We start from the raw sequence: 17,590 nt of genomic DNA on the forward strand, positions 1-17,590 counted from the left end.
GGATACTTGGCCCATGGCTGAGCTGAAGCAACGACTACGCGACGACCTGACCACCGCGATCAAGGCGCGCGACTCGCTGCGCTCGTCCACGATCCGGATGGCGCTGTCGGCGATCACGAATGCCGAGGTGGCCGGCAAGGAGGCCAAGGAGCTGTCCGACGCCGAGGTGCTCGACGTCCTCGGCAAGGAGCAGAAGAAGCGCCGCGAGGCAGCCGAGGCGTTCGACGGTGCCGGTCGCGACGAGCTCGCCGCGAAGGAACGCGACGAGGCTGCGATCCTCGCCGACTACCTACCGCAGCCGTTGAGCGACGACGAGATCGCCTCGATCGTCGCCGACGCCGTTGCGTCGACGGGCGCCGAAAGCGAAGGCATGCGGGCAATGGGCAAGGTCATGGGCGTGGTGCAACCGCAGGTGAAGGGCCGCGCCGACGGAGCGGCCGTCGCAGCCGAGGTCAAGAAGCAGCTGGGCGCTTAGCGCCGGTCTCACCAGAGGCCGGTGAGACCGAACGCGTCGGGACCCTGGCGACGGGTGTCGTTCTGCAGCACTCCGGCGTTGCCGTTGCCGCCGTTGTTCCCGTTGCCGCCGTTGTTCCCGTTGCCACCGTTGTTCCCGTTGTTGTTGTTATTGCCGCCACCGTTGTTGCCGTTGTTGTTGTTATTGCCGCCGTTGTCCTCGGGCGGCGGCGGAGCGTACGGGGTGTCGTCCGGCGCCTGGCCGAGTCCGCCAGGGGCATGGAAGCTCCGGTCCGGAAGCCACTTCTGGATGACGCTCATCGACTTGAACCACATCGGGCCGGCCAGAGAACTACCACCGACCTGGTCGAACGAGATGTACGAGCCGCGGAGCGAAACGCCGGAAAGGGTGTCTTGCGTGCCATCCTTGTTCGCTCCGGCGAGCATCGAGGCGGTCACCAGGTTGGGCGTGTAGCCCATGTACCACACGGCCTGGTTACCCGTGGTGGTTCCCGTCTTCGCCGCCGATGGCTGATTGAGGAGCAGCGAGGAACCAAACCCGCTCGGAGACTGGACGTAACCCAGCATCTGGTTCATCGTGTCGGCGGCCGCCTTGGGCATGACGCGCTTGCAGTTGGGCTTGTAGTCCTTGACCACTTCACCGTCGCGATCAGTGATGCGCGACACCGGGTGCGGCGCACAGTACTTGCCTCGTGCCGGGAACGTGGCGTACGCCGCGGCCATGTCGAGCGGGCTGACATCGACCACGCCCAAGGTGAACGACGGCACCTCCTGCCGCTTTGGGAAGTCGAGGCCAACCGCTCGCGCCATCTTCGTCGTGCGACAAAGTCCGACAAGTTTCTCTAGTTGTGCGAAGTAGGTGTTGACCGATTGCGGAAGTGCGATCGACATCGGGAACCCGCCAGCGCCAGTTGAGTTGCTCACGGGCCAAGATCCAGTGCCATCGCCATCACAAGTCGTATAGGAACCGGCGGGCATGTAGAGGTCTTGTGGCGAGTTGAAGTATGTGCTGGAGGGATAGCCGGCTTTCAGCGCTGCCGCCGACGTGAACGCCTTGAACGTCGAGCCCGCCTGGAAGCCGTTCGCTCCGCCGAGATTCTTCGGCACCGTGTAGTTGATGTACGTCTGCCCGGCCTTGGCGTTGTTGCCCATCGGCCGGGACTGCGACACGGCCCGTACCTCGCCGGTGCCGGGCTCGACGGACGCCTGTGCGCCGATCGCCTCATCGGTTGCACCGACGGTGCTCATGACCGCTCTGTCGGTCGCCTTCTGGAAGCGCGGGTCGAGGTTCGTCTCGATGGTCAGCCCGGAGGTGTCGATCGCGGTGCCGCGCTCCTTCGGCGTGTCACCGAACTCCGGATCCTGCAGCAGGTAGCGGCGTACGTAGTCGCAGTAGAACGGCGCGACCGTGCTGACGCAGCCGTTGCTGTAGTTCGTCGGCTTGAGCAGCAGCGGTTTGCTGATCAGCTTCTCGGCCTTCTTGTCCTCGATCTTGCCGAGCTCGGCCATCCGCGCGAGGACGGTGTTACGCCGGGTCAGCGCGGTCTGCGGGTACTTCGTCGGGTCGTACGCGACTGGGTTCTTGACCAGGCCGGCAAGGGTCGCGGCCTGACGCGCATCCAGATCGGACGGCGCGACCGAGAAGTAGTGCCGGGCGGCCGCGTCGATGCCGTACGCGCCGTCACCGAAGTACGCGATGTTCAGGTAGTTCTCGAGGATTTCCTTCTTGGTGTGGTTCTGCTCGTACGCCATCGCGTACTTGAGCTCGCGCAACTTGCGGCCGTAACTGTCGTCGATCGCAGCGAGGCGCTCCTTCTTGGTGTCCGCCTGCTGCACCAGGATCATCTTGACCAGCTGCTGGGTGATCGAAGAGCCGCCCTGCACGGAGTTGCCGATCGTATTGCTGACGAATGCTCGGAACGTGCCCTGCACATCGATCGGGCCGTGCTCATAGAACCGGTAGTCCTCGATGGACAAGATGGCGTCCTGCATGACCGGAGCGATCTTCTTCAGCGGGACACTCTTGCGGTTCTGTTTGTAGAAGTACGCGATCGTCTTGCCGTGTACGTCCTTGACAACGGTACGCTCCGGCGTCGGCTGCTCACGGAGTGCTAAGGGCAGGCTCTTGAACCCGTCGGCGACGCTGTTCGTACCCATGCCGAGCAGGCTCGCGACCGGGATCAGGAGTCCGGCGACGAGCACGCCGCAGAACACGCTCACGAGCGCCATCACCGATACGGTTCGGAGCGCGCCCATGCCGTTGTCATTACGCGTAGGCATGACTACGAGGGTACGCGACGCCACGATGCGTGTCGCATCCCGCGATCCGTGGCCGGAAATGGCCCGTTCGGACTATGCGAAATGGTCCGCGACGGTCTGCCGTCTGTGGCGCAGACCACGTAAGTTCATCGTCGGCGCGACGATGCGCCACCGGGAGGCCATGGGAGCCGGCCTCAGAGGGGCGATAACACAATGACGTGGACCGATGACTGGGCGCGTTCGGCAGCCTGCCGTTCTCAGGGCCCGGATGCGTTGTTCGTACGCGGGGCTGAGCAGAATCGCGCGAAGCAGGTGTGCCGGGCGTGTCCGGTACGCGCGGAATGCCTGGCCGAGGCGCTTGACAACGAGATCGAATGGGGAGTCTGGGGCGGCATGACCGAGCGGGAGCGCCGGGCGCTGCTCCGTCGCCGTCCGAACGTCACCTCGTGGCGGACTCTGCTTGAAGCGGCCCGTGAGGAGTCCGCCACGGCCCCTTCGGCCGGCGCCAAACGCGCCAGCTAGCTACGAAGCGAGCTGTTCGCCGATACGGCGCAGCCCGTCGAGATCGTGGACGTCGCCGGCCAAAGCCGGCACCGGCGCGATGGGTACGTCCGGATGGGCGCCCGCAAACCGGCGCCGTAACCGTTGCTCTCTTGCCTGCGCGCGTACCCGGTCGGCGTGAATGCGCAGCAGGGCCGCGACCACCGGCCCGTCGGCGGTGTCGGCGTCGTCGAGCCGGCGAGCGACCGACTCTGCTTCGGCGTCGTCGACGGCATCGGTGCTCGGTGTGGTGACGCGGTTGAGTACCAGACCGGCGAGCGGCATCCGCTCCTCTGTCAGGCGTTCGACGAAGTACATGGCCTCGCGTAGCGCGTCGCGCTCCGGTGACGCCACGACCACGAATGCCGTCTCGGGCGCCTGAAGTAGCGCGTACGTTGCCTCCGCTCGCTGGCGAAACCCGCCGAAGAGTGTGTCGAAGGCCGCGACGAAGGTCTGAACGTCGGTCAGGATCTGTGCCCCGAGCACCTTGTTCAGGGCGGCTGTGACCATGCCGAACCCGGCGGTCAGGAACCGCGCCGGTCCGCGCGCCGGCGTCAGCAGCAGTTTGATGAACCGGCCGTCCAGCAGCGACGACAGCCGTTCGGGTGCGTCCAGGAAGTCGAGCGCCGACCGCGACGGGGGCGTGTCGACGACGATGAGATCCCAGCGCCCGTCCTCGACGGCGTCGGCGTGCAGCTGGCCGAGCTTCTCCATCGCCATGTACTCCTGGGTGCCGGCGAAAGAGCTCGACAACGCGACGTAGAACGGGTTCTGCAGGATCTGGCGGGCCTTCTCCTCCGATGCGTGTGCTTCCACGACCTCGTCGAACGTGCGCTTCATGTCGAGCATCATCGCGTCGAGCGAACCGCCGTCCGAGCCCGCGCCGGCAACCGGCCGAGGGACGTTGTCGAGCTCGGTCAAACCCATGGACTGTGCGAGTCGACGTGCCGGGTCGATGGTCAGCACGCATACCTTGCGGCCCTGCTCCGCGGCGCGTAGCGCTAGTGCCGCGGACGTGGTCGTCTTGCCGACGCCGCCCGAGCCGCAGCACACGATGATGCGGGTGTCACGGTCGCTGATCAGCGCATCTGCGTCGAGTTCATCGCCCGAAGAGCTACGGCCCGGACGGCTCCACTCGCCGTACCGATGCCGCTCCCGGGGCGTGCCCGCGCGAGGCGACGTACGTGAACGGGGGCTCATCCGATGCCCTCCTCGCCGAGGATGGCCGCGAGCCGGTAGATGCCGCCGAGGTCCACGTCGTCGGGCAGCTGCGGGAGTTCATGCACCGGGCGGTCGATGGAGGCGAGGGTCGCGCGTTGTTCGTTCTGCAGGTCCTGGCGCTCCACATCGGCGGCACCCTCGGCGAGCAGGGCGTCGGCGACCGGCCCGTCTGCGGGTAGCCCCTCGGTTGCGAGCGCCTTTCGTACTGCCGCGCTGTCGAGCTCGGCGAATCGCGTACGCAGATCCGGGTCGAGTGGCGAGTGGCGTACCTGGTTGACGAAGATCCGGCCGACCGGAAGCTCTGCCTCGCGTAGTTCGGCAATGCCGTCGAGGGTCTCTTGCACCGGCATCTCTTCGAGCACCGTGACGATGTGTACTGCGGTCCGCTTCGCACGCAACAGCGACATGATCGAGTCGGCCTGCCGCCGGATCGGTCCGACCTTCGCCAGCCCGGCGACCTCGCTGTTGACGTTGAGGAAGCGCGCGATGCGCCCGGTCGGCGGGGCGTCGACCACGACGGCGTCGTACACGAATTCGCCGTCGGACTTGCGGCGGCGCACTGCCTCGTAGACCTTGCCGGTGAGCAGTACGTCGCGTACGCCGGGAGCGATCGTGGTGGCGAAGTCGATGATTCCGAAGCGGTCGAGCGCCTTACCCGCACGGCCGAGCCGATAGAACATCGAGAGGTACTCCAGCAGCGCTGCCTCGGCGTCGATCGCCAGCGCGTACACCTGGCCGCCGTCGGGGCTCGAGGCGACGAGACGCTCCTCGTACGGCAGTGGGGGAACGTCGAAGAGCTGCGCGATGCCCTGGCGCCCCTCGACCTCACACAGCAGCACATGCCGGCCCTCTCGCGCGAGTGTCATCGCAAGAGACGCGGCGACCGTCGTCTTGCCGGTGCCGCCCTTGCCGGTGATGATGTGCAAGCGCTTGCGGGGTGCCACGGGTCGAGCCTATGCCTTAGCCGTCGACGCCACTGCGTCGCGGACCACCGGCCAGACGGTTGTCAGAGGATCGATCAGCGCGAAGTGCTCGACCCCCGCAAGCTCGCGCAGTGTCGTGACGCCGAGGCCCCGCGAGTGCTCGATCGGGACACGCTGATCTTCCGTGCCGTGCAAGATGACCGTCGGCGGTTGCAGCGCCCCGAGTCTCTTGGCGAGGTCGGCGTCGGCGAACTCGGCCGGTCGCTCCGCGGGACTTCCGCCGAGCAGTGCTTCGACTGCACCCTCGTCGAGGTCTTCGGCGTACGCGCGGGTGAGGTCGGCTACCGGAGCGAGCGCAACAACCCGCTCGACACTGGTAGGCGCCGTGAGTGCCCACCACAATGCGAGGTGGCCGCCGGCGGAGTGGCCGATCAGCCGGTACGGCCTTGCCGCGACGCGTCCGTTCACGGACTGTGCAATGAGACCCGGCAGCGCGTCGCGTACTGCTTCGATGTCGGCGCGCATGTCGGGCCAACGGGCACCGGGCGTACGCCGGTACTCGGGTGTCGCGACGACGTAGCCCTCGCGGCGCAGCGCGTCGGCGAGCGGGCGGGTGTGTACGCGATCGACCGCGTCACGCCAGAAGCCGCCGTGCACGAGCACGATGAGCTCTTCGGGCTCGTCGCCGGCTGGTAGGTGGATGTCGACGACGTGGTCGGCGCCGTCGCCGTACGCGAGAACGAGGTCGGGGGCCGGCGCAGGGCGAGTGAGTACGGCACGCGGATCGGGTGACGTCATAGGTCCAGGATGACGCAGTTGGCGATGAAGTATCGTCGCCGCATGACCCAGTGGGAATACCTCACCGCCCCTGTGCTGGTGCACTCGACGAAGCAGATTCTGGACAATTTCGGCTCTGAGGGTTGGGAGCTCGTGCAGATCGTGCCGGGCATGAACCCGGAGAACCTCGTCGCCTACTTCAAGCGTCCCAAGGAGGGCTGATGGCAACCCCAGAAGAGCGCCTCGCCGAGCTCGGCCTGTCTGTGCCCGAGGTCGTGCCGCCGGTTGCGGCGTACGTCCCGGCTCTTCGTACCGGCTCATACGTCTACACGGCGGGTCAGGTGCCGCTGCGCGACGGCAAACCGGTCGCGACCGGGAAGGTCGGCGCAGAGGTCACGCCCGAGGTTGCGTACGAGTGCGCACAGCAGTGCGCGCTCAATGCGATCGCAGCGTTGGCGACACAGGTCGACAACCTGTCGCAGGTCGTACGCATCGTCAAGGTGGTGGCCTTCGTGGCGAGCGCACCCGACTTCACCGGTCAGCCGGGTGTCGCGAACGGCGCGAGCGAGTTCTTCGGCAAGGTCTTCGGTGATGCAGGCGTGCACGCGCGTAGCGCCGTCGGCGTAGCCGCGCTTCCGCTCGACGTACCCGTCGAGGTCGAACTCATCGCCGAGGTCCGGTAGCAAGCGCGTCATGCGCGTACCACTGCCTCCGAGGCTGCGCGAGCACGTCACCGGGCGTACGGGCGATCCCGTACACCCGGTCGACGCGGCGACGGTCGTCCTGCTGCGAGATGGCGCGGACGGCGTCGGGGCGTACTTCCTGCGGCGGCAGCGCAGCATGGCGTTCGCAGCGGGCATGTACGTGTTTCCCGGCGGTCGGGTCGATCCCCGCGATGCGGACGTCGACGTCGACTGGGTCGGACCGCCGCCGGCGGAGTGGGCCGAGCGGTTCAGCTGCGACGAGGCAACCGCACGGGCACTCGTGTGCGCGGCGGTGCGGGAGACGTACGAGGAGTCCGACGTACTTCTCGCCGGCGATGCGTCGCAGGTCGTCGCCGACGTGACGGGAGACGGGTGGGAAGCCGACCGCGCGGCACTGGTCGCGCATGAGCTCTCGCTCGCGGAGATGCTGACTCGCCGAGGGCTGGCCGTACGTGCCGACCTGCTCGCGGCGTGGACGCATTGGATCACGCCCGCGTTCGAGCCGCGCCGGTTCGATACGCGGTTCTTCGTTGCCGTGTTGCCGGACGGGCAACGCACGCGCGACGTGAGCACCGAGGCGGACCGAGTCGAGTGGCTGCCGTTGTCCGACGCGCTCCGGAGGGAAGAGCGCGACGAGATCGCGATGATGCCGCCGACCTGGGTGACGTGCCGCGACCTGGCGGCGCTCGGCTCGACCGCCGAGGTACTGAAGGCCGCGCCTGAGCGGCCGATCATTCCCGTCGTGCCTCGCTTGGTCGAGGACGCCGGGGAGTACTTCCTGGAGACGGAGCTGCCATGAGCTGGTCTGGTGGACGGTTCGGTGAGCGCGCCGAGTGCGTACTAGCGCACAACCCGGGGATCATGACGCTCGACGGTACGAACACCTGGGTGTTGCGAGAGCCGGGTGCCGCGCGGTCGGTCGTGGTCGACCCTGGTCCGCCGGAGGCCGCGCATCTCGACGCCGTGGCGGATGCGGCTGGTTCGGTCGCCGTCGTGCTACTGACGCACCGGCACCTCGATCACTCGGAGGCGGCCGCGGCGTTCGCTGCCCGGATGGGGTGCGAGGTGCGGGCGGTCGACGCTTCCTTGCGTACTGCTGGATCCGGGCTCGACGACGGGGAGCGGATCGAGGTCGACGGGCTGGTCATCGAAGTCGTCGCGACTCCGGGGCACACCAGCGACTCGGTGAGCCTGCTGGTCGAGTCCGACGGCGCCTTGCTCACGGGCGACACCGTGCTCGGCCGTGGCACGACCGTTGTGGCCCAGCCCGACGGCGACCTCGGCGCGTACCTCGACTCGCTGCGGCTGCTGCGGCGCCTCGTCGACGAGCGCGGCGTACGTCGGCTGCTACCCGGACACGGGCCGGTTATCGACGACCCCGCCGGCGTACTCGACGGCTACCTTGCGCATCGCGCCGAACGGTTGGAGCAGGTGCGCGCCGCAGTCGCCGCCGGCGCCGTCTCCGCCCGTGATGTGGTCGAGCGGGTGTACGCCGATGTCGACGAATCACTCTGGCCCGCCGCAGAGCAGTCGGTCGCCGCGCAGCTCGCGTACCTCCAGCGCTGATTGCTCAGCCGCCTTCCGATCCGGTGGTTCGCGGGCCGCGTGCCCGTGCGGTGCGCTGCCCTCGTTTCTCCCCCTTTTTTTGTATCTATCGCGCATAGCTCCAATAGGTTTGTACCTGTGCGTGATAGATACAAACGCGCCGGCCGGTAGTCCACAGGGTTATCCACCGTACGACCCGCAGATCGTACGGGCGCGGAGTCGGCGCAGCATGCTGCATGGTGTGCCACGACGAGGAAATTATGACAGCGAAGCAGTCGCGACCCTGATTGCAGCGAATGAGCGGGTTGTGACTCACCGACAGTTGATGGATCTGCGGGTCCCAAGGAGCACGATATGTGCCCGAATGCGCCGCGGGCCATGGCAGTGGATCCTGCCCGGCGTCACGCTTTGCCACACAGGTACGCCCACGCGGCGGGAGAAGCTGCTAGCGGCCCTGAAGTACGGCGGGCCCGGCGCGGTAGTCACCGGGGCCAGTGGTCTGCGTGAGCACGGTGTCCGGGAGCCGCTCGACCCACGTATCCATCTCCTAGTACCGCGAGCGACCAACAGGACGTCGCACCACTTCGTGATTGTGGAGCGTACGAGTTACCTCCCGGAGCCTGTCGTCCGGCGCGGTATCGCGCTTGCGCCACTAGCGAGATGCTGCGTCGACGGGAGTCGCCGTACGCTCCGGCTCTCTTCGGTTCGTGCCGTGGTCGCCGAGACCGTGCAGCGAAAGTTCTGCACGCCCGCTGAGCTACTCGATGCGATCGGGAGCCTCGCGACTCAACGCAGCGGACGCATTCGAGCCGTCATGCATGAGATCGAGGTCGGTATCCGATCTGCTGCAGAAGGGGACGCTCGAATCGCTTTTCGCGGCAGCGACGTACCGATGCCGGAGTGGAACGTCTCGTTGTTCACCCCGGACGGAGTGCTGCTCTGCATCCCCGACGGCTGGTGGGACGATCTGGCCATTGCGCTTCAGATCGACTCGATGGAGTGGCACCTCAGTCCAGAACTGTACAAGCGAACCCAAGCAACGCAGCGCGTTCTGGCCGAGCTGGGGATCCCGTTTCTGCCATGGGCGCCTGGAGATGTCGCGCGCGATCCCGATGCCTTCGTCGCAAGTGCCCGTGAGTTCCGGCGGGGCAATGGTCAGCGACCGCGCCCGAATATCGTTGTTGTGCGCAACCAACGCGATCGCTGATTTTGTATCCCTCGCGCAGGGCTACAAACCTATTGGAGCTATGCGTGATAGATACAAAACGTGGCCAGCCGCCGTCAGCCGCGTAACCGATCGCAACGAGACGAGATCTGGGCGTAACCGATCGCAACGGGGACGGGTACGCAGCTAGCGCGAGCGGCGCTGCAGCCGCTCCAGATCCAGAATCACCACCGACCGCGGCTCGAGCCGCAGCCAGCCGCGCATCGCGAAGTCGGCGAGTGCCTTGTTGACCGTCTCTCGGGAGGCGCCGACCAACTGTGCGAGTTCTTCCTGGGTCAGGTCGTGGTGTACGTGGATGCCGTCGTCGGCTTTGCGGCCGAAGCGCGATGAGAGATCGAGTAGCGCCTTGGCGACGCGGCCGGGTACGTCGGAGAAGACCAGGTCGGCGACGACGTCGTTCGTACGCCGGAGCCGGGCGGCCAGCTGGTGGAGGAGGGCGCGCGCGACGTTCGGGTGATCGGTGAGCCAGACGGTGAGTTCTTCGTGACCGAGGCTCTGCATCGAGCAGTCGGTGACGGCGGTCGCGGTGGTCGAGCGGGGTCCGGGGTCGAACAGTGACAACTCGCCGAACATCTGGCCCGGTCCGAGGATGGCGAGGAGGTTCTCGCGGCCGTCGGCGGATGTACGGCCGAGTTTGATCTTGCCGTCGGTCACGATGTACAGCCGGTCGCCGGAGTCTCCCTCGTGGAACAGGACCTCGCCACGACTCAGATGCGTGTCGGTCATCTGCGCCCCGAGCGAGGCCGCCGCCTCGTCGTCGAGGCCAGAGAAGAGCAAAGCCTGACGGAGCACGTCGTTGTCCACTGGATCTCCTCGCCGTCTTGCACGCCTGCGGATCGGTGTGCCTCGCTTCACATTCTGTCCTATCCTGCACACGAATGGCGAAGAGGACACGTTCCCGCGCCATCACTGGTTCGGCGTGTCGCCGCGCGCCCGTACTCTAGGTGGCGTGCCGACACCGACCCGCGCCAGTGCCGCAGACGTTCCGAAGCCGCCGACATCCCTGGTACGACGGGCGCGCAAGATCAACCGCGTCCTTGCCGAGACCTATCCGGATGCCAAGGCGGAGCTCGACTTCACCAACGCGTTCGAGCTGCTCGTCGTCACGGTGTTGTCGGCGCAGACGACCGATAAGCGGGTCAACGCGATCAGCCCGACGCTGTTCGCCACGTACCCCGACGCCAAGGCGATGGCTGCGGCCGACCGGGAGACGATGGAGGAGCTGCTCAGGCCGGCCGGCTTCTTCCGAGCCAAGACCGAGAGCCTGCTGAAGCTGTCGGCGGCACTGTGCGACGACTTCGGCGGTGAGGTCCCGGGCAAGCTCGAGGATCTCGTCACGCTGCCCGGGGTCGGCCGCAAGACGGCCAACGTCGTGCTCGGCAACGCATTCGATGTGCCCGGTATCACCGTCGATACCCATTTCGGTCGGCTCGCACGAAGGTTCAAATGGACCGACGAGACCGACCCCGTGAAGGTCGAGCACGCCGTCGGCGCGTTGTTCCCCAAGCGAGACTGGACGATGCTGAGCCACCATCTGATCTGGCACGGTCGTCGCTGCTGCCATGCGCGCAAGCCGGCTTGCGGTGCCTGCCCGGTCGCGCACTGGTGTCCGTCGTTCGGTGAGGGGCCGACCGGGCACGACGAGGCGGCGAAGCTGCTTCGTACCGAGGGGCGGGCATGAGATGGGCCCGTACGTCGGCCGCGCTGTTCCTCGGTGCGGCCTTGGCCGCATGCACTCCACCGTCGAGCGACGACGGGGGCGGCGGGTCGCTGCCCGCATCGAACCTCTCTGAGGTCGACGTCGACACTCCCGAGCTCGCCAAGCTCAAGCGAGCGGCAGGCATGGACGACTGCCCACGCGTCGACTCGGTCGACGAGCCGGTCGACAACGGTCTACCCGACCTCACGCTTCCCTGTCTCGGCGGCGGGCCGGACGTCAACCTGTCCGCACTCCGCGGTGAGCCGACGGTGGTCAACGTGTGGGCGAGCTGGTGCGAGCCCTGCCGCAAGGAGCTTCCGGTGATCCAGCGACTACACGAGTCGGGCAAGGTGCGGGTGATCGGCATCGACATCGAAGATCCCCAGCCCGGCACGGCGCTCGAATTGGCGGCCGACAGCGGAGTCACCTATCCCTCGGTCGCCGACCCGGGCGGTGAGTCCGAGGTCCCACTAGAGCTTGTGGGTACGCCGCAGACGATGTTCGTACGCCCCGACGGCTCGATCGCCGGCACTGAGCGCGGCGTCATCACCTCGTACGACAAGCTCGCCGACGACGTACGCGAGCATCTCGGAGTGCAGCTGTGAGATCTGAGGAAGCGGCGAACGCGGAGCAGTCACCGGCCGCGGAGCAACCGGCCGCCGACGTGCCGGCGTGGTTGCGTCCGGTAGCTACCGGCATCAACGGCGTGACGTCCGCGAAGCTGTCGCCGCGCTTCCCCTCGCCGCCGAGCTCAGCGCGTCGGGCGGCAGTGCTCATGCTGTTCGGCGAGGGCGACGGCGGGCCGGACCTGTTGATCACCGAGCGCGCACACACGCTGCGCTCCCACCCTGGTCAGCTTGCGTTTCCCGGTGGTAAAGCCGATCCCGGTGACCGCGATGCGGTCGACACAGCGATGCGCGAGGCGCGCGAGGAGGTCGGTCTCGATCCGTCCTGCGTGGCAGTCGTCGGTACTCTCCCCGACCTCTGGGTGCCGCCGAGCAACTCCGCGGTGACGACGATTGTGGGCTGGTGGCACACTCCGGCGCCGGTTGGGGTCGTCGACGAGGGGGAGGTCGCGAGCGTGCTTCGCGTACCCGTCTCGCATCTGCTCGACCCGGTCAACCGGTTCACCGTCGAGGTGACCGGCGGCTGGAAGGGGCCCGCCTTCGAGGTCGGTGACGGGCTCGTGCTCTGGGGGTTCACGGCCGGCATCGTGAGCAGACTGTTCGAGCACGTGGGCTGGGAGCGGCCGTGGGATCATTCGCGCGTACGCCCGCGGCCGAACCCTCCCGCGCCGGACGGTTCATGAACGTGCTCGATCTCATTCTGCTGCTCGTCATCGTGGTCTACGGCATGGCGGGCTACTGGCAAGGCTTCGTGACCGGTGCGGCGGCGACGATCGGGCTGCTGATCGGCGGCGTGTTCGGCATCGTCGTGGTGCCGCTCGTCCTCGGTGGGCTGGGTGACGGCGTCGGCACCGCCTTGCTCGCGCTCATCCTGGTGCTGATCTGTGCGACGGTCGGCCAGGCATGCGGCACGTTCGTCGGCACGCATCTGCGCGACAAGATCACCTGGCACCCGGCGCGCTCGATCGACGCGGTCGGCGGTGCGGTGCTCTCGGTCGTGGCGGTGCTCGTGATCGCCTGGTGCCTCGGCTACGCGGTCTCCGGCACGCAGATCCCGGCCTTGTCCAACTCCGTGCGCTCCTCGGCCGTTCTGAGCCGCGTCGACGGAGTCATGCCCGACTCTGCCCGGAGCGGGCTGCAGTCGTTCAACTCGCTGATCGACTCGAACCTCTTCCCGCGCTACCTCGAGCCGTTCGTACCCGAGGAGATCAGCCACGTACGAACGCCGAACGACAAGATCCTCGATCGGCCGGTCGTGCGCCGCGCTGCGCCGAGTGTCGTCAAGGTGCTCGGGCAGGCCGAGGAGTGCGATCGCGGTGTCGAGGGCAGCGGCTTCGTCTACGCGCCCGATCGGGTGATGACGAATGCACACGTGGTCGCCGGTGTCGATGATCCGACAGTCGTCGTCGGCGATGAGTCGTACGACGCCAGAACCGTTGTCTACAACGAGAATCTCGATGTCGCGGTGCTGGCGGTCGACGGGTTGGACGTACGCCCGTTGGGGTTCGACACGGGCGGCGGCGCTGGTTCGAACGCCGTCGTGATGGGTTACCCCGACAACGGTCCCTTTGACGCTGTAGCGGCCAGGATCCGCGCCCGGCAGGAGTTGCGTAGCCCCAACATCTACGACGACGGGGTAGTGCGCAGGCAGGTGTTCTCGATCCGAGGGCTGGTTCGTTCGGGCAACTCGGGCGGGCCACTGGTGAGCAGCGGCGGCCAGGTGTACGGCGTTGTGTTCGCGGCGTCGGTGAGCGACGACAACACCGGCTACGTATTGACCGCCGAGCAGGTGCAGGCCGACGCCGAGCGCGGCATCACAGGCGACGAGGAGGTTTCGACCGGCGGATGTACCTGAGCGTCGGTGACCCGGTCAGGACTCGGAGCGTGCGCCCGTCGGCGTAGCGGGCTCTGCAGGCGCCTTCGGCTTGCCGGTCTGCCCCTTGAGCGCGTTCGGGATCTCCTTGGCGGTGTCGATCGTCTTCTCCGGCGCCTTGACCGACTTCAACTTGCGGATGCCGATCAGTACGACGATGACGGCCAGCAGGATGTAGATGCCGGTGACGATCAGGAACGCCCAGGCGAGATCGAGTCCGGGGATCTTTGCGATGAAGTACGCAGCGGTGATCGACGCGAAGATGATGATCAAGACACCGAAGAACGCGGCGACGGCGAGCAGCCCGGCCCCGAGGCCGAGGTTCTTGACGCTCACTCGCAACTCGGACTTCGCGAGCTGGATCTCGTACTGGACCAGCGCGGAAACATCGCGGCTCGCATCGGCGACCAGGCGGCCGATCGTCGGGTCGGCCTGCTCCTGGGCCTCGAGCCGGTGCTGTCCCTGGCTGCTCATGGACTCTCCTGGGTCGATGGGACCGAAATCGGACGTTGCTGCGCGCCTTGAGCCTAGATGACTCGTCGGTACGACGCAGCGGGGGTGGGCCCGTGTCGCTTCGTTCACGCCGTCGGCGCGGGCGTGAACGCCACCTCCTCGTCGCCGGGGAGGATCACGGTGAGAAGCCGGAACACCTCGCTGGGGTCGGTCGGGTCGACGGCGATCAGATCATCGGACAGCGACATGATCGCCATGCCTTGTTGCGAATCGACGATGTGCAGCGAACGCTCGCCCTCGTTGCCGGGCGTGTTCGGCCAGCGCACGCTGAGGGTCCAGTACCACCACGGCCCGCGCGCGAGACCGTCCGCGTACGAGGTCGTGGGCGCGTCGTCGATCGTTGCCGTGATCGTTCCGGCTGCCGTGGCTCGACGTTCGGCGTCGGCGCCGAAGAGGTCATGCACCAGGTGCGGCGGCATCCGCCATGGTTGGAAGGACGTTGTGGGCCGCGGTGAGAGGCCGACCAGTCGCGCGACCGATATCGGGAAGAAGTCTGGTGGGGTGGAGACGAGTCGCAGTTCGCCGTCGGGTTGACCGATCAGGTACGTCGCCGCATCCGTCGATACCCAGAACTCGACGACGACCTGGGAGTTGTTCTCGTTGCGCATCTCCAGCCTGCCGACCGCGATCGGATCGGCCGCGGCCGCGAGGGGCGTACGTAGGGCGGGGTGGATCGATGAGCCGTCCACGAGACCCGCCTCGCGAGTCTTCTCGAGCCCACGCTGTGTCGGGCCCGTGCCCACGGCGAGGGCCAGCAACGCATCGAAGCTGACCCGATCGAGGGTGAGCTGGCCGGACTCGGGTTCGAACGAAACAGTCATTTGGGCGCCTCCGTGAGGTCGGGCCGGAAGCCATTAGCGATGGTGGCGAAGACGCCGGTGAAGTTGTACGCACCGAGGGTCGGCGTCGTTGCGGTCACGGTGTAGCCGCGACGCCCGCGTACTGTCGACCACTGCTCCATGGTCAGGGCCTCGCCGCCGGAGTTGGCGTGGTGGGCAAGCCGGCGGAAAACGGTGTGGCCGTCGACCTCGAGCGTCTCGTTGTCGATCAGGAGGTACTGGTCGAGTACCTGCGCGCTCGTGGTCTCGGTGAACTCCTGCCACGACTCGATTGTGCGGTCGGGCTCCAGCTCGTCGACCGTGACGACGACGTTCGAATGGAAGTCGGCTTCGTGGCCGGGTGCGATGGCCGCGACGGCCACCTGTTCGTGCGGGTCTTCATGGATCGCCCAATCGCTGGGAACGGGCATCGTGAACCTGGCGGTCGCGTGGTGGTAGGTGACGAACGGGTCGTCGCTCATGCGGGGTCCTTCGGTCGGTGGTACGCGAGGTTGTAGTCGGCGTCAGCCGGCGTTCAGCGGCCGCGTCAGAGCGGGACCCTGCTGTTGGGTCGTGAGATTCAACGCGGGCTGCAGGTCGAGCCGCGACTGCTCGTCACCGCCGATCGCTGCCTGGACCGCAGAGCCGAGATCGACCCCCTGCTTCTCGGCGAGCTGCGAAAGTTTCTCGACGCGGGGCTTGACCTCCTCGTAGTACGTCTTGAAGGCGCGCGTGACGACGGAGTCCTTCGACGAGATCGCCGCGTTGTCGAGTGTGTTGGTGGCGCCTGACGCCCAGGTGGCCCAGGTCGGTGCGGTGTTCGCCGTGTTGCGTGCGGCCGATGATGCCGGATCCGGGGTGATGTCGACGTAGTTCATGAGTCCTCCTCGAGCTGTGACAGGTTTCGACAGGTGTGCGGACGACGTCGCATCACCAGAACTTGAGCTTCTTCACGACGTCGCCTGCATCATCGAGACGATCGCCGGTCCAGTCTTTGGCCGTGTCTACGGCGTCGGCGGTGGCGTCGTACGCATCCGTGACGCCTTCGACCACGTAGTCAGCGGCCTCGTCGGCGACGCCGGATCCGATCACTCCGCCGACGATTCCGCCGACCATGCTCCCGGCGACGGTTCCGATTGGGCCGCCAAAACTCCCGAGGTACGCGCCGACGTACGCGCCGGTCTCGATGCCCGCGTACGTTCCGGCCAGCTTGACCGTTCCGCGCGTGGCCGAGCGGGTCACCTTCGCGCCGGTGGAGAGATCGGTACGCTGCGAGTCGCGGCCCCACTGGTCGTACGCGCCGCCGGCGAACGACAGGGCGTAGAAGCCCTTGTCTGCGACCCCGGCGAGCTTGCTCCACTTGGTCACCGGCGCCATCTCGCGGCGGAACGGCAACTTCCACTTGTCGAATCGGCCGCCCCGGAGGTTGTACGGCAACGGCGACCGACTGGTCCACGGCCAGAGTGTGCGCGACCAGCCGTAGCGCGACATGTTGTAGCGCTGCTGCCAGTTGTTCGGGTTGAACCGGCTGTACCAGTTGCCGCCGAGCCCCGGCAGCGGCATGTATCGCTGGGTCGCGAACTTGTTGACGCCGTGGCCGGTCCATGAGCCGATCAGGCCGACGAGCTTGCCGTACCAGACCGCGTAGTCACCGGGGTCCGCCGGTGGCGTCCAGATGCCCATGAAGCCGGCAGCGAAGTCGCCTTTGAAGTCGTCCCAGGAGGTGGCGTAGTCCCAGGTCATCCCGGGCATGGCGCCCGCGTCGATGACAGTCTGCATATGCGCCTTGGTCGGACCGTCGCGCAGCATCGCGGACACTTCGCTCTGACCGGTCTCGATGTAGTTGTAGTAGGCCGTCCACCAGTCGCGTTTGGCTTTGACCCGCGGGCTGTCGCTGTCCGGGTCGTCGTCGCCCTCGCCATCGCTGTTCTTCTCCGCCTCGGCGAGCGTCGAGGTGATGGTGTCGACACGGGAGTTGAAGTCGATCACCTGAGTGGACCAGTACTTCGTGACGACCGCGGCCCAAGCGAGCTCACCCGTGACGGTTTGCGAACCCTGCTGGACCGCGTTGTCCGCGCTCTGGACGAGCGGTGCGCAGTCACCTCGCATGGCGGGGATCGCGGGGCTGTATGCCTTCTTGGTGAGCTTGCCGGTGGTGATTCCGTCGGCGGCCTGGGTGATCAGGTTGGCGCCGCATGCCTCGAGGTCGGCGGTATCCGCCTGGTGCTTGTCGAATGGTTGCAACTGGGTCACGGGCGTACTCCAGGGTCTCGTGCTCTGAGCCTTGCTCGACGGTGAGTCCGAGTACCCTATGCGCCGATTGTTGACAATCTACATTCTCCCAGGGTCACTCTGCGTAGCCCGGGTGGAGATTTACGATAGCAAATACTCTC

General features: G+C 66.9%; 21 protein-coding genes. 11 read left to right on the plus strand and 10 right to left on the minus strand.

The window, feature by feature from the left end; translation table 11 throughout:
- The first annotated feature begins 13 nt into the window (after positions 1–13).
- Complete coding sequence (locus MU582_01985) at positions 14–475, plus strand: GatB/YqeY domain-containing protein (GenBank protein ID UPK75426.1); 462 nt, start codon at positions 14–16, stop codon at positions 473–475.
- Positions 476–483: 8 nt separating this feature from the next.
- On the opposite strand, the gene MU582_01990 is transcribed toward MU582_01985, so the two are convergent.
- Complete coding sequence (locus MU582_01990; GenBank protein ID UPK75427.1) at positions 484–2,754, minus strand: penicillin-binding protein; 2,271 nt, start codon at positions 2,752–2,754, stop codon at positions 484–486.
- 192 nt (positions 2,755–2,946) lie between these two features.
- On the opposite strand from MU582_01990, the gene MU582_01995 reads away from it, so the two are divergent.
- Entirely contained in the window at positions 2,947–3,255 is a 309-nt protein-coding gene (locus MU582_01995; GenBank protein ID UPK75428.1) for a WhiB family transcriptional regulator, read from the plus strand.
- On the opposite strand, the gene MU582_02000 is transcribed toward MU582_01995, so the two are convergent.
- From MU582_02000 to MU582_02010, 3 genes are read right to left on the minus strand one after another with little or no spacing between them, the layout of a single operon-like run.
- Positions 3,256–4,473 carry an ArsA family ATPase gene (locus MU582_02000; protein ID UPK75429.1) on the minus strand — a complete coding sequence of 406 codons (1,218 nt, stop codon included), beginning with the start codon at positions 4,471–4,473 and terminating at the stop codon, positions 3,256–3,258.
- On the minus strand, positions 4,470–5,438 hold the full coding sequence (locus MU582_02005; GenBank protein ID UPK75430.1) for an AAA family ATPase: 969 nt from the start codon (positions 5,436–5,438) through the stop codon (positions 4,470–4,472). The genes MU582_02000 and MU582_02005 overlap by 4 nt, the downstream gene beginning before the upstream one ends.
- 9 nt (positions 5,439–5,447) lie before the next feature.
- Positions 5,448–6,215 (minus strand): alpha/beta hydrolase, encoded by a 768-nt coding sequence (locus tag MU582_02010; GenBank protein UPK75431.1) that lies wholly within the window; start codon positions 6,213–6,215, stop codon positions 5,448–5,450.
- A gap of 42 nt (positions 6,216–6,257) precedes the next feature.
- Here MU582_02010 and MU582_02015 point away from each other — a divergent pair, with 42 nt between their 5' ends.
- The 5 genes from MU582_02015 (at position 6,258) to MU582_02035 (ending at position 9,650) form a co-directional block, all read left to right on the plus strand.
- Positions 6,258–6,416: a DUF4177 domain-containing protein gene (locus MU582_02015; protein UPK75432.1), complete on the plus strand. Its 159-nt coding sequence runs from the start codon at positions 6,258–6,260 to the stop codon at positions 6,414–6,416.
- On the plus strand, positions 6,416–6,877 hold the full coding sequence (locus MU582_02020; GenBank protein UPK75433.1) for a RidA family protein: 462 nt from the start codon (positions 6,416–6,418) through the stop codon (positions 6,875–6,877). The genes MU582_02015 and MU582_02020 overlap by 1 nt, the downstream gene beginning before the upstream one ends.
- Positions 6,878–6,887: 10 nt before the next feature.
- Positions 6,888–7,697, plus strand: a complete 810-nt coding sequence (locus tag MU582_02025) for an NUDIX hydrolase (GenBank protein UPK75434.1) — start codon at positions 6,888–6,890, stop codon at positions 7,695–7,697.
- Positions 7,694–8,464, plus strand: coding sequence for an MBL fold metallo-hydrolase (locus tag MU582_02030; GenBank protein ID UPK75435.1), 771 nt, complete (start codon positions 7,694–7,696; stop codon positions 8,462–8,464). The genes MU582_02025 and MU582_02030 overlap by 4 nt, the downstream gene beginning before the upstream one ends.
- A gap of 691 nt (positions 8,465–9,155) precedes the next feature.
- Complete coding sequence (locus tag MU582_02035; protein UPK75436.1) at positions 9,156–9,650, plus strand: hypothetical protein; 495 nt, start codon at positions 9,156–9,158, stop codon at positions 9,648–9,650.
- A 144-nt stretch (positions 9,651–9,794) separates the two neighbouring features.
- On the opposite strand, the gene MU582_02040 is transcribed toward MU582_02035, so the two are convergent.
- Complete coding sequence (locus tag MU582_02040) at positions 9,795–10,472, minus strand: Crp/Fnr family transcriptional regulator (protein ID UPK75437.1); 678 nt, start codon at positions 10,470–10,472, stop codon at positions 9,795–9,797.
- A gap of 145 nt (positions 10,473–10,617) precedes the next feature.
- Between MU582_02040 and nth the strand changes: the two genes are divergently transcribed.
- The 4 genes from nth to MU582_02060 are packed head-to-tail and all read left to right on the plus strand — an operon-like array spanning position 10,618 to position 13,848.
- The gene (gene nth / locus MU582_02045; protein ID UPK75438.1) at positions 10,618–11,349 is read left to right on the plus strand and encodes an endonuclease III; all 732 of its coding nucleotides are present in this window, start codon (positions 10,618–10,620) and stop codon (positions 11,347–11,349) included.
- Complete coding sequence (locus MU582_02050) at positions 11,346–11,972, plus strand: TlpA family protein disulfide reductase (GenBank protein ID UPK75439.1); 627 nt, start codon at positions 11,346–11,348, stop codon at positions 11,970–11,972. The genes nth and MU582_02050 overlap by 4 nt, the downstream gene beginning before the upstream one ends.
- Entirely contained in the window at positions 11,969–12,676 is a 708-nt protein-coding gene (locus MU582_02055; GenBank protein ID UPK75440.1) for a CoA pyrophosphatase, read from the plus strand. Before MU582_02050 ends, MU582_02055 begins: the two co-directional genes overlap by 4 nt.
- Positions 12,619–13,848, plus strand: coding sequence for a MarP family serine protease (locus tag MU582_02060; GenBank protein ID UPK75441.1), 1,230 nt, complete (start codon positions 12,619–12,621; stop codon positions 13,846–13,848). The genes MU582_02055 and MU582_02060 overlap by 58 nt, the downstream gene beginning before the upstream one ends.
- Before the next feature lie 15 nt (positions 13,849–13,863).
- On the opposite strand, the gene MU582_02065 is transcribed toward MU582_02060, so the two are convergent.
- The 5 genes from MU582_02065 to MU582_02085 form a co-directional block, all read right to left on the minus strand.
- The gene (locus MU582_02065; GenBank protein UPK75442.1) at positions 13,864–14,340 is read right to left on the minus strand and encodes a phage holin family protein; all 477 of its coding nucleotides are present in this window, start codon (positions 14,338–14,340) and stop codon (positions 13,864–13,866) included.
- A gap of 104 nt (positions 14,341–14,444) precedes the next feature.
- The gene (locus MU582_02070) at positions 14,445–15,200 is read right to left on the minus strand and encodes a hypothetical protein (protein UPK75443.1); all 756 of its coding nucleotides are present in this window, start codon (positions 15,198–15,200) and stop codon (positions 14,445–14,447) included.
- Positions 15,197–15,679 (minus strand): hypothetical protein, encoded by a 483-nt coding sequence (locus MU582_02075; GenBank protein UPK75444.1) that lies wholly within the window; start codon positions 15,677–15,679, stop codon positions 15,197–15,199. Before MU582_02075 ends, MU582_02070 begins: the two co-directional genes overlap by 4 nt.
- Before the next feature lie 42 nt (positions 15,680–15,721).
- Positions 15,722–16,075, minus strand: a complete 354-nt coding sequence (locus MU582_02080) for a hypothetical protein (GenBank protein UPK75445.1) — start codon at positions 16,073–16,075, stop codon at positions 15,722–15,724.
- Positions 16,076–16,127: 52 nt separating this feature from the next.
- Positions 16,128–17,450: a hypothetical protein gene (locus MU582_02085; protein ID UPK75446.1), complete on the minus strand. Its 1,323-nt coding sequence runs from the start codon at positions 17,448–17,450 to the stop codon at positions 16,128–16,130.
- Between the last annotated feature and the right edge of the window lie 140 nt (positions 17,451–17,590).

Source organism: Nocardioidaceae bacterium SCSIO 66511, assembly GCA_023100825.1.
Lineage (GTDB): Bacteria > Actinomycetota > Actinomycetes > Propionibacteriales > Nocardioidaceae > Solicola.